Origin of the sequence: Flavobacterium sp. 1 (assembly GCF_002797935.1) — a bacterium.
GTDB lineage: Bacteria > Bacteroidota > Bacteroidia > Flavobacteriales > Flavobacteriaceae > Flavobacterium.
Map to the genome: position 1 here is coordinate 1,088,733 of NZ_PGER01000001.1, position 15,858 is coordinate 1,104,590.

General features: G+C 34.9%; 9 protein-coding genes. All 9 read left to right on the plus strand.

Annotated features, from left to right (window positions below):
- The first annotated feature begins 144 nt into the window (after positions 1-144).
- The 9 genes from CLU83_RS04525 (at position 145) to CLU83_RS04565 (ending at position 15,853) form a co-directional block, all read left to right on the plus strand.
- Positions 145-1,059, plus strand: coding sequence for a dihydrodipicolinate synthase family protein (locus CLU83_RS04525; RefSeq protein ID WP_100430510.1), 915 nt, complete (start codon positions 145-147; stop codon positions 1,057-1,059).
- 100 nt (positions 1,060-1,159) lie between these two features.
- Positions 1,160-2,746 (plus strand): aldehyde dehydrogenase (NADP(+)), encoded by a 1,587-nt coding sequence (locus tag CLU83_RS04530; protein ID WP_100430511.1) that lies wholly within the window; start codon positions 1,160-1,162, stop codon positions 2,744-2,746.
- Between the two features lies 1 nt (position 2,747).
- The gene (locus CLU83_RS04535; RefSeq protein WP_100430512.1) at positions 2,748-3,758 is read left to right on the plus strand and encodes a 4-hydroxyproline epimerase; all 1,011 of its coding nucleotides are present in this window, start codon (positions 2,748-2,750) and stop codon (positions 3,756-3,758) included.
- A 45-nt stretch (positions 3,759-3,803) separates the two neighbouring features.
- Complete coding sequence (locus CLU83_RS04540; protein ID WP_100430513.1) at positions 3,804-6,098, plus strand: S9 family peptidase; 2,295 nt, start codon at positions 3,804-3,806, stop codon at positions 6,096-6,098.
- A gap of 40 nt (positions 6,099-6,138) precedes the next feature.
- Complete coding sequence (locus tag CLU83_RS04545) at positions 6,139-7,929, plus strand: DUF885 family protein (RefSeq protein WP_198512246.1); 1,791 nt, start codon at positions 6,139-6,141, stop codon at positions 7,927-7,929.
- A gap of 20 nt (positions 7,930-7,949) precedes the next feature.
- Positions 7,950-9,200, plus strand: a complete 1,251-nt coding sequence (locus CLU83_RS04550; RefSeq protein WP_100430515.1) for an FAD-binding oxidoreductase — start codon at positions 7,950-7,952, stop codon at positions 9,198-9,200.
- A 171-nt stretch (positions 9,201-9,371) separates the two neighbouring features.
- A complete protein-coding gene (locus CLU83_RS04555; RefSeq protein WP_100430516.1) occupies positions 9,372-10,781 on the plus strand; it encodes an APC family permease in 1,410 nt (469 codons plus the stop codon).
- Between the two features lie 4 nt (positions 10,782-10,785).
- Positions 10,786-12,369 (plus strand): M61 family metallopeptidase, encoded by a 1,584-nt coding sequence (locus CLU83_RS04560; RefSeq protein ID WP_100430517.1) that lies wholly within the window; start codon positions 10,786-10,788, stop codon positions 12,367-12,369.
- A gap of 490 nt (positions 12,370-12,859) precedes the next feature.
- On the plus strand, positions 12,860-15,853 hold the full coding sequence (locus tag CLU83_RS04565; protein ID WP_198512247.1) for a SusC/RagA family TonB-linked outer membrane protein: 2,994 nt from the start codon (positions 12,860-12,862) through the stop codon (positions 15,851-15,853).
- The last annotated feature ends 5 nt before the right edge of the window (positions 15,854-15,858 follow it).

Consider the following 15,858-nt stretch of genomic DNA (forward strand, 5'->3'; position numbering starts at 1 on the left):
AAAGTTAGGTAAGGGATAAAGTTAGCCTATTTTTAATTTAATTTGATATAAAATGATAATATAGTATCAAATGTAGATAACAAACCTAATAAAAATATTTGCAGTAACCCTTTACCTTTGGAATAAATATTTAAAAAAAAAGATATGAGTATTCAATGGAAAGGGGTAATGCCAGCCGTTACCACTAACTTCACATCAGAAGATTGTTTAGATTTCAAAATGTTTGAAATCAACCTAAAAGCACAATTAAATGCAGGTGTTGAAGGGATTATTTTAGGTGGTACTTTAGGAGAAGCCAGTACACTTTTAGAAGAAGAAAAAAAAGAATTAGTGCTTGAAACTGTTCGGATTGTTGATGGAAAAGTTCCTGTTATAATGAATATAGCGGAGCAAACCACAAGAGGAGCAATTGATGCAGCGCAAAAAGCAGAATCGTTTGGAGCAAAAGGACTGATGATGTTGCCGCCAATGCGCTACAAAGCTACAGATCATGAAACAATTGTTTACTTTTCGGAAGTAGCAAAAAGTACTTCACTGCCGATAATGATTTATAATAACCCAGTTGATTATAAAATAGAGGTTACTTTGGATATGTTCGAAGAGCTTTTAAAACTGGATAATATTCAAGCGGTAAAAGAATCAACAAGAGATATTTCGAACGTTACGAGAATAATCAATCGTTTTGGAAGCAGACTGAAAATACTTACTGGTGTAGATACATTAGGACTGGAAAGTTTATTGATGGGAGCTGACGGATGGGTTGGAGGTCTTGTAGATGCGTTCCCAGAAGAAACTGTTGCAGTATACAAATTGGCTAAAGCCGGCCGAATTCAGGAAGCGCTTACTATTTACAGATGGTTTCTGCCTTTATTAGAATTGGATATTAATGCACAGCTTGTTCAGAATATAAAATTAGCAGAGGTTGGAGCAGGTTTAGGAACAGAATATGTAAGAGCACCTAGAATTCCTTTGATTGGAAAAGAAAGAGAAAGAGTTCTTGCTATTATTGACGAAGGTTTAAGAACAAGACCAACTCTTCCTGATTATAAAAGCTTGTAATAAATAAAATTTAGAATTTGAACTTTAAAAATTTAAAGTGAATAATAAATTTATTATATATTGAAGCTGTATTCAATTTAATCAAATAATAATTAAAAAAATGATTACTGGAAAAAATTATATAGGGAGTCAGCTGCTAGCGAGTGGAGATAAAGTTTTTAAAACGTTTAATCCACAGCTTAATGTCGAAAACCCTTGGCAGTTTATCGAAGCAACTGCAGATGAAATTAAATTGGCTACAACAATTGCTGATAAAGCTTTTTTATCGTTTCAGAAGTGTTCGGGTCAGGAAAAAGCACTCTTTTTAAAAACCATTGCCGATGAAATATTGGCTTTGGGAGATGCCTTGTTGGACGTATATTGTCAGGAATCGGGTTTGCCAAGAGGAAGAGCAGAGGGAGAGCGAGGCAGAACTATAGGCCAGCTAAATGCTTTTGCAGAATTAGTTGCCGATGGTTCTTGGGTAGAAGCTACAATTGATACAGCCATTCCTGACAGAATTCCATTGCCTAAAGTTGATATTCGTAAAATGATGCGGCCATTAGGAACTGTAGTTGTGTTTGGTTCCAGTAATTTCCCTTTTGCTTATTCTACAGCAGGAGGGGATACAGCATCAGCATTAGCGGCAGGCTGTCCAGTGATTGTAAAAAGCCACCCGATGCATGCGGGTACTAGTGAAATGGTTACTTCGGCAGTTATTAAAGCGGCGCAAAAAGCAAACATGCCCGAAGGTATTTTTTCTAATTTGAACAGCAGCGGTATTGAAGTTGGGGTTCAGCTAGTACAAGATCCTTTGGTAAAAGCAGTTGGATTTACAGGAAGCATAAAAGGAGGCCGTGCATTGTATGATTTAGCAGCAAAGCGCCCAGAACCAATTCCTGTATTTGCCGAAATGGGAAGCATAAATCCTGTTATAATATTACCACAAGCGCTAAAACAAAATGCAGAAAAATGGGCGAATGCCTGTGCAGGTTCTGTAACTCTTGGTGCGGGACAGTTTTGTACTAATCCAGGGTTAATACTTGCAGTGAAAAATGAATATTTAAAAGTATTTACTGACCAACTTGCAAGTGAAATTTTAAAAATTGCACCTACATGTATGCTGAATCCATCAATTCATCTAAATTATAAGATAAACAATCAGGAATTAAGTTCTCAAATTGGAGTACAAGTTATTGCTGCTTATGATGAAAGTGAGAATCCGAATTTTGCATTGCAAAAAATACTTACGGTATCTGGTAAGGACTTTTTAGAAAACCCTGTTTTGCACAAAGAAGTTTTTGGACCTTTTTCAATTGTAGTGCAGTGTGAAAATGAAGCCGAGTTAGTTGCTATAATAAATAAATTAGAAGGGCAGCTGACAGGTACAATCATAGCTGAAGATAATGAAATTAATAATTTTGATGCCGTTGTTGATGCTTTAGGAAATCGTGTTGGACGGATAATTTTTAACGGAATGCCTACAGGTGTTGAAGTGTGTCCGTCAATGGTGCATGGAGGACCTTATCCATCTTCGTCTGATTCTCGATTTACTGCCGTTGGAATTAATTCCATCAAACGATGGGTTAGACCTTTTAGTTACCAAAATTGGCCTGATGCAAATTTGCCGGCAGCACTTCAAAATGAAAATCCTCTGGGGATTTTACGATTAGTAAACAACAAACAAACAAATCTCCCTGTAGTATAATATGGCTAGAAAAACATTTTTTTGTGTAGATGCACACACTTGTGGCAATCCAGTTCGTGTTGTTGCTGGTGGAGGCCCTAATTTGATAGGAGCAAACATGAGCGAGAAAAGGCAGCACTTTTTGAAGGAATACGATTGGATTCGAAAAGGATTAATGTTCGAGCCTAGAGGACATGACATGATGAGCGGGAGTATATTATTTCCGCCGAGTAATCCTGATAATGATTTTGGTATTTTATTTATTGAAACTTCTGGATGTCTGCCAATGTGCGGCCACGGAACTATAGGCACTATAACTATTGCAATCGAAGAAGGCTTGGTTACGCCAAAAACACCTGGCAAAATAAACATGGAAGCGCCTGCTGGTTTGGTAAAAATTGAATACAAGCAGGTAGATAAAAAAGTGGAATGGGTTAAGCTGACCAATGTAAAATCATATTTGGCAGCCGAAGGATTAACCATAGACTGCCCAGAATTAGGCGAATTAGTTTTTGATGTTGCCTACGGCGGGAATTACTATGCCATTGTAGATCCACAAAAAAACTTCTCTGGAGTTCAGAATTTTACAGCGAGCAAGATTGTTCAGTACAGTCAGGAAGTTAGAAAAAGGATTAATGAAAAATATCCCGATCTGTTCATTCATCCAGAAAATGACACCATTCGTGATGTGAGCCATTTATTGTGGACAGGAAGTCCTTTAGATCCTACTTCTTCAGGACGAAATGCTGTTTTTTATGGTGATAAAGCCATAGACCGTTCGCCATGCGGTACTGGAACTTCGGCAAGAATAGCGCAATTGCATGCCAAAGGACTTTTAAAAATGGGCGAAGAATTTATTCACGAAAGTTATATTGGAAGTAAGTTTATTGGCCGTATCGAAGAAGAAACAAATATTGGCGACATTAAGGCAATTGTCCCAAGCATTCAAGGCTGGGCAAAAGTGTATGGTTACAATACAATCATAATCGATGATGAGGATGATCCTTATGCACATGGATTTCAAGTATTGTAGTTTGCAGAAGATTGATAAATATTCCAGCCTTTTTATCTAATAATTATGAAAAATAATTTACCCATTGTTACTTTTTTGATGTTATTTCTAAGTTGTAATTTTTATGCACAAAACAAAGAAATGACAGCTTATCAGCCTTCAAAAGCTGAAATTTTGGAGCGGTACAAACAAGCATTAAAATTGGATGATGCGGTTAAAAATAAAGTTTTTAAAACAAGAGTAAATGCACATTGGCAAAAGGATGGAAGTACATTTTGGTATTGCAATATTCTAAAGGACAGCGTCAGAGAATATATCTTGATTGACGCTTCAAAAGGTGTAAAAAAGAGGTTATTTGATGAGGTTAAACTAAAAAAAGCTTTAAGTGAAATTACAGGAAAATCAGTTCCTTCAAAAAGTTTGCTTATTGATAGTTTAAATTATGATTCTAAGGCGTACTCAATAGCTTTAAAGTATGACAAAAGCTATTTTGAAGTGTCGTTATCAGATTATGGTATTAAAAAAGTTAGCTCATTAGCAAAAGATCTTAAAAAATATCCAAGTTTAAATAATCAATGGGCGAGATGGGAATCTTTTAAAACAGACAGTATTTCGCCCAATAAAAAGTGGCTGGGTTTTATCAAAGAGAATAATGTTTTTGTTAAACCGGTTAATGGAGGAGAAGCAATTCAATTCACAAAGGATGGCACTAAAGAGAAACCTTATGGTTCTTTGGCGTGGTCTCCCGACAGTAAATATATTGTTGGGTATCATATAACTCCTGTTGTTGATTTACCGGTTCATTACGTTTTGTCTTCGACAGCAAATACTGCCCGCGGGCAACTGCATTCACAACCCTATAAACAGCCAGGCGATCCTTTTACAACTTATGAGATGTTTTTGTTTCAAATTGAAAATCAAAAAGTATTAAAAGTAAATACACCTATAATTGATTTTTTTGACGCGCCCGAATTGCATTGGAGGCAGGGTGATGCAGATTATTTTATGTATGAAAAAGTAGATCGTGGACATCAGCGGTTTCGAATAATTGAAGTTAATGCTCAAACTGCCGAAACCCGTTCAATCGTAGATGAAAGCACTAAAACTTTTATTTATGAATCCCGATTATTTACACATTATCTGAAAAAAAATAATGAAGTTGTTATGTCTTCAGAGAAAGATGGTTGGAGACATCTCTATTTGGTTGATGCTTTGAATGGTAAAGAAAATCAAATTACTAAAGGAGAATGGGTTGTAAGAAGTGTTGATAGTATTGATGAAAACAAAAGAGAAATATGGTTTTCAGCAAGCGGGGTGAATACAAACGAAGATCCATATTATGTGCATAGCTACCGCATTGGTTTTGATGGAAAAAAACTAATCAATCTTACTTTGCCAAAAGGAAATCATAATGTTGCTTTTTCGCCAAATAAACAATATTACTTAGATTCTTATTCAGAGCCTAATGTTCCAACAATTATTGAGCTTCATCGCACTTCTGATGGAAAAAAAATATTAGATATTGAAAAATCAGATGCTGCAGCATATTTAGCAACCGGGATGTCGCTTCCGGAACCATTTCATGCAAAAGGCAGAGATGGAGTTACTGATATTTGGGGGATAATATGCCGCCCGGCTAATTTTGATCCCAATAAAAAATATCCTGTAATTGAGAGTATTTATGCCGGTCCGCAGGATTCTTTTGTTCCCAAAAATTTCATGGACCGATATACTACCGAAATGCAGAGTATGGCTCAGTTAGGATTTATTGTTGTGCAGATTGACGGTATGGGAACTGCTAATCGTTCTAAAGCATTTCATGATGTTTGCTGGAAAAATTTGAAAGATGCAGGTTTTGAAGATAGAATCCTTTGGATAAAAGCTTTGGCAAAAAAATACAGTTATGTTGATGATTCCAGAGTAGGATTGTATGGAACTTCGGCTGGAGGACAAAATGCTTTGGGCGGATTGTTGTTTCATCCTGAGTTTTACAAAGCAGGAGTTTCTGCTTGCGGATGTCATGATAATAGAGTTGATAAACAATGGTGGAATGAACAATGGATGGGATATCCGCTTGACAAACATTATGAAGAGCAGTCTAATGTTACCAATGCAGGCAAATTATCGGGTGATTTATTACTGATTGTTGGCGAAGCCGATGAAAATGTACCGCCAGAATCTACCTATCGTGTTGCTGATGCATTAATTAAATGCGGTAAAACTTTTGAATTTCTGCCTTTGCCAGGTGTTGGACATAGTGATGGAGGACCTTATGGAAGAATGAGAAAGCGTGATTTCTTTGTGAAGCATTTATTAGGGGTTGATCCTCCGCAGCGCAACAGCAATGAGCTAAATCAATAATAGCATTAATGAGTATGTAATTATAATTCAAAAATCATTTATGATAAAATTATTTAAAAGTAAAATCGCTTTATTCTTCACGATGCTGTTTCTAATGGTATGGGCATCTGCACCTGTTTTTGCTCAGAATTTCAAAAATGACTTATATCTGCAGACAAGTGAAGTAAATAATACAATGGTGCACTATGAAGCGGATAAAGGAAGCATCATGCGTTTTTATTCGACTAATAGTACAGCGTATACTTTTGGAATTAATAATGACGAGAATAATTACAATACCCCAGAGCGAAGAACACGCCTCCTGCAGCTAATAAGTGATTATAAAAAAGAACTTAAAAGTTTAGATTTTGATGCCATGAGTAACAATGGCAAAGTGGATTATATTTTATTCAATCGAAATTTAAAAAATGAGGAATATGAGTTGCAGCAACAGCAGAAAACTTATGAAAGTATAAAGAAATATTTTCCTTTTGAAGAAAGAATATATGCGCTGGAAAAACCTCGCCGCAGAGGAATTAAAGTAAATGCCGAGGGTGTCGCCAAAGAAATGGATGATTTACGCAAAGTAATTACAGAACAGATAAAAATTGCAGATAAGGCAGAAGGTCTTGATAAAAGAGCTTCAGAATTTGCTGTCTCACACGCAAAAGGACTACAGAATATTTTAAAAAATTATTTTGATTTTTATAATGGTTATGATCCTTTATTTTCTTGGTGGGTACCAAAAACCTATGCTGAAGTTGATGCAGTATTACAAGAATATGGAACTTTATTAAAGTCAAAAAGAAAAGAAACCAGTACCCAAAAAGATGATGGCAGCGGTATTATAGGAAATCCTATTGGGAGAGAGGAAATAATCCGTCAATTGGAGACAGAATTTATTGCTTACTCACCAGAAGAGCTAGTTGCTATCGCCAATAAAGAATTTGCGTGGTGTGATGCTGAATTATTGAAAGCTTCTCGTGAAATGGGTTATGGAGATAATTGGAAGACAGCACAAGAGAAAGTAAAAAATTCATTTGTTGCTCCTGGTGATCAACCACAGGCAATGTTGGATTTATACAATCAGTCAGTAGATTTTTTAAAAAAGAACGATCTTTTAACGATTCCTCCAATTGCTGAAGAAACTTGGAGAATGTACATGATGTCTCCAGAGGCGCAAAAAATAAATCCATTTTTTCTGGGAGGTGAATCGCTTATCATATCTTATCCTACGAGCAGTATGTCGTATAGTGATAAAATGATGAGCATGAGAGGCAATAATCCCAACTTTTCTAGAGCAACAATTCATCATGAGCTAATAGCAGGTCATCATCTGCAGCAGTTTATGAGAGACAGATACAAAGCATATCGTCATTTTGATACTCCGTTTTGGGTAGAAGGGAACTCATTGTATTGGGAAATGCTGTTATGGGATTTAAAATTCCCTCAAACTCCTCAAGACAAAATAGGAATGCTGTTTTGGCGCATGCATCGCTGCGCCCGAATTATTTTTTCTTTAAATTATCATTTGGGGAAATGGACTCCGCAGCAGTGTATTGATTTTTTAGTGGACAGAGTGGGACACGAACGAGCCAATGCTGAAGGAGAAGTGCGCCGCTCATTTGTGGGTGGATACAGCCCATTATATCAAATTGCCTATATGATTGGAGGATTACAATTTACAGCATTAGAAAATGAATTGGTTGTAAATGGGAAAATGAGTTATAAGGAATATCATGATGCAATTTTACGCGAAAATGCCATGCCAATTGAGTTATTAAGGGCATTATTGACCAATCAGCCTTTGCAGAGAGATTTTAAAACCAATTGGAAATTTTATAAATTTTAATAAACTAAATAAGAATAATTATGAAACATGTTGTAGTTATTGGTGGAGGAATCATTGGGCTTAGTTCTGCATTTTATTTGCAGCAAAGCGGTTGTAAAGTCACCGTTATCGATAAAGATAATTTTGAAGATAACTGTTCTTACGGTAATGCTGGATATGTATGTCCAAGCCATTTTATACCATTGGCAGCTCCTGGTATTATTTGGCAGGGTTTCAAATGGATGTTTAATCCAAAAAGCCCATTTTATGTAAAGCCATCATTGAATAAGGCTTTAATAGATTGGGGATTTAATTTTGCAAAAAGTGCTACTCAAAAAAATGTAATTAAGTCTGCCATACCGCTTTGTGATATTTCTTTATTAAGTCAGCATGAATTTGAGCAATGGGCAAAAATTCCAGGTTTTGAATTTGGTTATGAACACAAAGGAATGCTTGAAGTTTTTCAGACAGAAGCCGTAGCCAAACATGCACATCATACGATTGAAAAAGCTCATGAATTAGGGCTGGATGTAAGTTTACTGAATTATGATGATCTGCAGTTATTAGAGCCTCAGACAAAAATCAATGCTATTGGTGCTTTACAGTTTAAATGTGACGCTCATGTTTATCCTGATAAGCTGATGAAAGTTTTGAAAGAACATTTATTGGCTCAAGGCGTTACTTTTCAATACGGAGAGACAGTTGTTTCTTTTGAAAAAGAAAATGGGGCAGTTACAAAAGTAATTACTGATAAACAATCCTATTTAGCAGACGAGCTTGTTATTGCGGCTGGAGCATGGAGTAAAGAAATGGCTGAATTGGTAGATGCTAAAATATCATTAATGCCGGGAAGAGGCTATTCTTTAACATTGGAAGATTCTATTTATAAAGTAAATCATCCCATGATTCTCGCCGAAGGCAGAGTAGCAATTACGCCTATGGACGGTAATAAAATTAGATTTGGAGGCACAATGGAAGTTGTTCCTACAACCGCAAAGCCACAGTATCACCGTATTGAAGGCGTACTGAGAGCGGTGAAAGACTTTTTACCGGAATTTGATATTCAAAAACCATTGGAAGAAAATATTTGGTACGGTTACAGACCTTGTTCTGCAGACGGGCTGCCTTACATTGGTAAAATAAAAAAATACAATAATGTTGTTGTTGCTACAGGACATTCAATGATGGGGCTTAGTCTTGGTCCTGGTACGGGAAAATTAGTTTCACAATTAATTAATAGAGAACCGACCAGTATCGATATTAAAGCATTTGAGGTAGAAAGATTTAATTAAAAAGGGTGGTTCCTTTCATACTGATTTCCTTTCTGGTTTAAATTAATTATAAATATTAACCATCATCGTTGTTCCATAGTAAAGGATTTAGGGATCTTTAAATCTAATTTAAAAAATAATTCTATCCCTTTTTAGAAATATAATAACTAATCAAAACTAATCAACCTACGAATGAAATCTTCAACAAAGAAAAATAATTTTAAACGATCGCTAGGTTTATTAGATGCCACTATGATTGTTGCCGGTTCCATGATTGGGTCGGGAATTTTTATTGTGAGTGCAGATATTGTCCGTAATGTTGGATCGGCAGGCGCTTTATTGCTTATTTGGCTGCTAACCGGTTTTTTAACAATTGCGGCTGCATTAAGTTATGGAGAATTAAGCAGTATGTTCCCTAAAGCTGGAGGGCAGTATGTTTATTTGAGAGAATCTTTTAATTCGCTTACTGGGTTTTTATACGGCTGGAGTTTTTTCGCAGTGATACAAACAGGTTCTATTGCTGCAGTAGGTGTCGCTTTCAGTAAATTTGCAGCCTATGTTTTTCCTTCGTTGAGTGAAAATAATATCATTCTGAATTTAGGACTTTTGCAGATATCGGCAGCACAATTGACGTCTATAATTCTTGTTGTTTTTCTGACTTACATAAATACAAGAGGAGTGAAAGAAGGAAAAACGATTCAGACAGTTTTTACATTGGTAAAACTAATTGCATTGTTTGGGCTTATTATTTTTGGTTTTGTTTTAGCTGCAAAGGCAGATATTTGGAAAGCCAACTGGAGTACTGGTTTTTCAATAAATAAATTAGAAGGGAATACACTTATTCCTTATTCAGGATTTGCGATAATGGGAGCTGTAGCAGCGAGTCTTGTGGGCAGTTTGTTTAGCAGCGACTCATGGAACAATGTAACTTTTATTGCGGGTGAAATTAAAAACCCATCAAAAAATATTGGCAGAAGTCTTTTTCTTGGGACACTGATTGTAACAATTATTTATATCGCTGCTAATATGATGTACCTATCGGTACTTTCTTTAAATGAAATTGCGAATGCCGAAAATGACCGCGTTGGTGTTGTGGCTTCGCAGCATATTTTTGGAGATTCAGGAACTTATATTATTGCTGTATTATTGATGATTTCTACTTTTGGCTGTAATAACGGGCTAATACTTTCTGGAGCTCGTGTTTATCATACTATGGCAACGGATGGGCTTTTTTTTAAGAAATTAGGACAGTTAAATAAAAACGGAGTACCGGAAAAAGCGTTATGGATGCAATGTGTTTGGGCTTCTGTACTTTGTTTAAGCGGAAAATATAATGAACTGCTGGATTATGTAATATTTGTTGTTCTGATCTTTTACATCTTAACAATTGCTGGTATTTTTAGGCTTCGAAGAACAAAACCAGATTTAGACAGACCTTACAAGGCAATAGGCTATCCAGTGCTGCCATTTATTTATATTGTTGCAGCATCCAGTATCTGCATTATGCTTTTGGTATATAAATGCAGCTCTTCTTTACCAGGATTAGCAATAGTGTTATTAGGAATTCCGCTTTATTATTATTTTGTAAATAAAGAGAAATAATTTTATGAGAGATTTGTCATTCTTAGGTGAAAAGTACTGCCGTATTTTCCTTTTTGTTTTTCTATTGAATATAATGGCTGTAAAGAATAATTCTGTACAGGCACAATCCGTAAATTCTGTACTGCAATATACTGTTTCAATGCCAAACCCTGATAGTCATTATTTTCATGTTGAACTTAATTGCTCTGGATGGAAAGATGACACTATTGATTTTAAAATGCCAAATTGGATGCCAGGTTATTACCAAATAATGAATCACAGTAAAATGGTTGAAAATTTTGCTGCAAAAAGCAATAACAAAATTCTAGCTGTAAAAAAAGTAAATGAAAATACTTGGCAGATAAAAGCGGCTAAGAACAAACCACTCACATTGAGTTATGATGTAAAAGCCGATAAGCAGTTTGTAGCCAACAGCTATTTAGATGCTTCACATGCTTATATCATTCCAAATAGTTTGTTTTTATATATAGACAAACATATAAATATTCCCGTTACTGTAAAAATTTCAGGACTTAAAGCAGGATTTAAAATAGCGACCGGTTTAGAATCTGCTGCGGGAAAAAGTAATGAATTTACAACTCCAAATTTTGATATTTTATACGATTGTCCAATACTGATCGGGGATTTAGAAGAATTGCCTTCTTTTAAAGTAAATGGAATCCAACACCGTTTTATAGGTTATAAAATGGGTAATTTCGATAGGATAACATTTATGAATAATTTAAAAAAAGTGGTCGAATCGGCAGTAGCGATTATTGGTGATATTCCTTATAAACAATATACATTTATAGGAATTGGTCCGGGGCAGGGAGGTATTGAACACTTGAATAATACAACGGTAAGTTTTGATGGAACTGGATTAGATAATCCCGAAGGGATGAATACGATGATGAGTTTTTTGGCTCATGAATATTTTCATCATTACAATGTAAAACGGATTAGGCCTTTTGAATTAGGACCTTTTGATTATGACAAAGGAAATAAGACAAACCTTTTGTGGGTAAGTGAAGGACTGTCAGTTTATTACGAATATCTGATTGTCAAAAGAGCGGGGCTTGTGAGTCAGCAGACTTTGTTTAATAATTTTGAGAGCAGCATCAACGCTTTTGAAAACAGTCCTGGCCGATTCTATCAGTCATTAGTTCAGTCAAGTTTTGAAACATGGAACGACGGACCTTTTGGAAAACAAGGGGAGAATGCTAATAAATCTATTTCGTATTATGACAAAGGACCAGCTGTAGGGCTTATTCTTGATTTTGCCATTCGTCAGGCAGCACAAAATAGAAAATCCTTAGATGATGTGATGCGGTTTTTATATTGGGAGTATTATAAAAAACTACAGCGCGGATTTACCGATGCTGAATTTCAGAATGCCTGCGAAACTGTAGCAGGAATCTCATTAGCAAATGTGTTTGAATATGTTTATACAACAAAAGAGATTGATTATAATTCGTATCTGTCTTATGCTGGTTTAAGGATGAATACAGAATTGGATTCAAATTCTAAAGCCAAAAAATATTCATTCAAACTTTTGGAATTAATAAATCAAACACAGCAAAAAACACTGGATTTATGGCTGGATAAATAATTTGCCTTAAAATAGATGAAAAAGCATTGATTTTTTTAAATTTTCGAGTAGCATAAAACTAAAAAATCAAATTAAAATAAGATATTGGCCACCACTGATTATTTCCTGATATGATGTGTTGGCCTATGTTTTTTGTGTTGATCTTTTTTTGAGTTAAACTGTTTTAATTCAGTATTTTATGGCAGGTTTATGGCGTTGTATGTGATGTGATGCCGACTAGTTATTTTTCCAGGTGCAACTGTGTTATTATAGTTTAAAAGTTGATTATGGTGTAGTATTTCTACAGAATTAACATTATTTTTTTTGTTAGTGCTAAATTTAATCAATTTTGCGTTAAAAAATACAATAAATGGATAATATACTATTGGTTTCGGATAAATTGTTGTCTGCCGTTATTTTGATTATGATTTAATTTTACAAATGTTAAAAGCACACATTTTAATCTGTGTATTAACTAAAAGTAATTTTTAACCAAACCAAAACTAAAGCTATGAATTTAATCAACCTTTCAGTAATGCAAATTTTTGAAGGTAAATTTTTGAAGAGAAAAATGGGATTTGCCACTTTTTTACTTTTAACTTTTTTTACCTCCTTTGCGCAAAAAAAGATCCAAGGTTCTATTAAAGATATTAATGGAATACCTCTTTCCGGGGTAACGATAATGGAAAAGAATGCATCAGCTGGTGGTGTATTGTCTGATTTTGATGGAAAATTCCAGATTCTTGTTAAAGACCAGAATTCTAAATTGGTTTTTACTTACTTAGGATTTAAAACTCAAGAAGTCGCTATTTCAGGCAGTGATAATATAGAGGTTGTTCTTAAAGAGGATACCCAAGAATTGACCGAAGTAGTTGTTGTGGGCTATGGGACACAAAAAAAATCAAGAGTTACCAGTGCCATTGCCAGTATAAAAGAAGTAAATTTTACTAAAGGGGCAATTCGTGACGCTTCTGATCTTATTAGGGGTAAAGTGGCAGGTTTGACGATTAGTAATGGCTCAGGTGATCCTTCTGCATCACCTAATATATCATTGCGTGGAATTTCTACTTTAAAGGGAGGGACTGGTCCTCTGATATTAATTAATGGTGTACCAGGAAGTATTGATACCGTTGCTCCAAATGAAATTGCTTCTATAGATGTATTGAAAGATGCATCGGCAGCGGCGATCTATGGGACAAGAGGAGCGAATGGTGTTATTCTCATTACTACAAAAACGGTGAATAAAGAGATGGCGCCAACAATCACTTATTCTACTTTTGCATCAATATCAAATTTTGCTAATAAGGCAAAATTTTTGGATGCTAGTCAACAAAGGAGTTTACGTTCTCAAGGAGTTAAAATTCCCTTTGCTGAGGGAGGGGCTGATACAGATTGGCTGGATGAAATTTCTGGAAGCGGATTTGCTCAAAATCATAATTTAGCTTTTAAAGGTGGAACCGCTAAAACTAATTATGTAGCAAATCTTAACTATGTAGATCAATCGGGCGTTTTTAATCATACATTTAATAAAGAATTTCGATTTTCATTTGATGTGAATCATAGTATGTTTAATGATAAGTTAAAAATCAACTTGAATTTATTAAATGGAACGCAAAAAATGGGCCTGTCCGAAGGCACTGCTGCTTATGCTTATAGACAAGCGATGATACGAAACCCTACGGCTCCTGTATATAATCCAAATGGAACTTATAATGAGGATATGAATAAACTTCAGTACTATAATCCAGTTGCTATTATGAACGAAACAAAAGAAGACAGAGAAAATACATGGCAAAGATTTACGGCTAATTTGACTCTAGATTTATTGCCTGGTTGGGATGTAGGTACACAACTTACGAAAAATAAAAACACTGGGTTAAATGGCTATTCTGAAACCAAAAAACACTATTCAAATACCATAAATAAGCGAAATGGTGTTGCTTCAAGAAGTACAGGAACTACTGATAACGATTATGTAGAAATAACGTCTAAGTATAATAAAAAATTGGAAAAGCAGGAATTTACAATATTGGGAGGTTATAGTTATCAGTACACTCTTAATCAAGGTTTTTCAGCTAGTAATTATGATTTTCCAACAGATGCTTTTTCGTATAATAATTTAGAATCAGGTAATGCTTTAACTGATGGAAAAGCTGGAATGGGAAGCTATAAAAATGATAGTAAATTAATCGGATTTTTTGGTAGAGCTAACTATAATTTTAATAGTAAATATGATCTTTTATTTAGTATCAGAAGAGAAGGTTCTTCCAAGTTTGGTGCTAATTATAAATGGGGGAATTTCCCAGCAGCTTCTGCAGGATGGAGTATAAACAAGGAGTCTTTTCTAGATGATGTTTCGTCTGTTAATAGCTTAAAATTAAGAGCTGGTTATGGTATAACAGGAGTAATTCCAGGTGCATCTTATCTGTCTAAAACATTGTATGTATATGATGGATACTTTTTTGATAATGGAAAATGGGTGAAAGGTTTACAGCCAGATAGTAATCCTAATCCTGATTTGCGTTGGGAAAAAACGGCTGAGGTAAATATTGGTCTTGATTTTGGATTTTTAGATAATAGAATTAGCGGAAGTTTTGATGTTTATAGTAAAAAAACGAGTGATATGCTTTGGGATTATAACGTTCCAACTCCTCCATATTTGAAAAATGTTATTACTGCGAATGTTGGTAAAATGGAAAATAAAGGATTTGAAATTCTTCTTAATGTAGTTCCTATTAAAACGGAAAATTTTGTTTGGAACTCTTCAATGACTTTTTCACACAATGAAAATAAGCTAACTAGTCTTTCAAATGATTTATACAAAATTGAGGGAGATTATTTAAATACGGGAAACACAGGGGATCCGGTATCATTTGAGACGCATAGATTAGAAGTTGGGCAGTCAATAGGTAATTTTTGGGGATTAAAATCGGTTGATATTACTGATGAGGGGAAATGGATTGTTGAATTACCCGATGGTACAAGAAAAACGCTAACAACTGATTTGTATAACGATGCTAGTAAGCAATATTTAGGGAATGGTATTCCGCAATATTATGCGGGTTGGACAAATACTTTTACCTACAAAAAATTTGATTTGAGTATGGTATTGACAGGGGCTTTCGATTTCCAAATACTAAATACGCAACGCATGTTTTATGACAATCCTACGATTGCTTATAATATGTTAGACAGTGCTTTCGATAAAGTGTATGGTAAGTCAGTATTAAGTTATAATCAAACCTATGTAAGTTATTATATTGAAGAGGGAGATTATGTAAAGGTTGATAACATAACGTTATCTTATAATTTTGATGTTAAGCCATTTAAATTTATAAATGCAATGCGATTGTATGTATCTGGAAATAATTTAGCCACATTTACAAAATACAAAGGCTTAGATCCAGAGATAAAAAGAGAGGATCCTTTGTCGCAAGGAATGGATAATAGAGATAAATATCCATCTACTACAGCTTTTACTTTAGGACTAAATGTAACTTTTTAAATTAA

What these genes read in the sequence shown, in the direction of transcription:
- CLU83_RS04560 (WP_100430517.1), top strand. Translation starts at nt 10,786, where the DNA reads ATGAGAGATTTGTCATTCTTAGGTGAAAAGTACTGCCGTATTTTCCTT.
- CLU83_RS04550 (WP_100430515.1), top strand. Translation starts at nt 7,950, where the DNA reads ATGAAACATGTTGTAGTTATTGGTGGAGGAATCATTGGGCTTAGTTCT.
- CLU83_RS04555 (WP_100430516.1), top strand. Translation starts at nt 9,372, where the DNA reads ATGAAATCTTCAACAAAGAAAAATAATTTTAAACGATCGCTAGGTTTA.
- CLU83_RS04540 (WP_100430513.1), top strand. Translation starts at nt 3,804, where the DNA reads ATGAAAAATAATTTACCCATTGTTACTTTTTTGATGTTATTTCTAAGT.
- CLU83_RS04545 (WP_198512246.1), top strand. Translation starts at nt 6,139, where the DNA reads ATGATAAAATTATTTAAAAGTAAAATCGCTTTATTCTTCACGATGCTG.
- CLU83_RS04535 (WP_100430512.1), top strand. Translation starts at nt 2,748, where the DNA reads ATGGCTAGAAAAACATTTTTTTGTGTAGATGCACACACTTGTGGCAAT.
- CLU83_RS04565 (WP_198512247.1), top strand. Translation starts at nt 12,860, where the DNA reads ATGAATTTAATCAACCTTTCAGTAATGCAAATTTTTGAAGGTAAATTT.
- CLU83_RS04530 (WP_100430511.1), top strand. Translation starts at nt 1,160, where the DNA reads ATGATTACTGGAAAAAATTATATAGGGAGTCAGCTGCTAGCGAGTGGA.
- CLU83_RS04525 (WP_100430510.1), top strand. Translation starts at nt 145, where the DNA reads ATGAGTATTCAATGGAAAGGGGTAATGCCAGCCGTTACCACTAACTTC.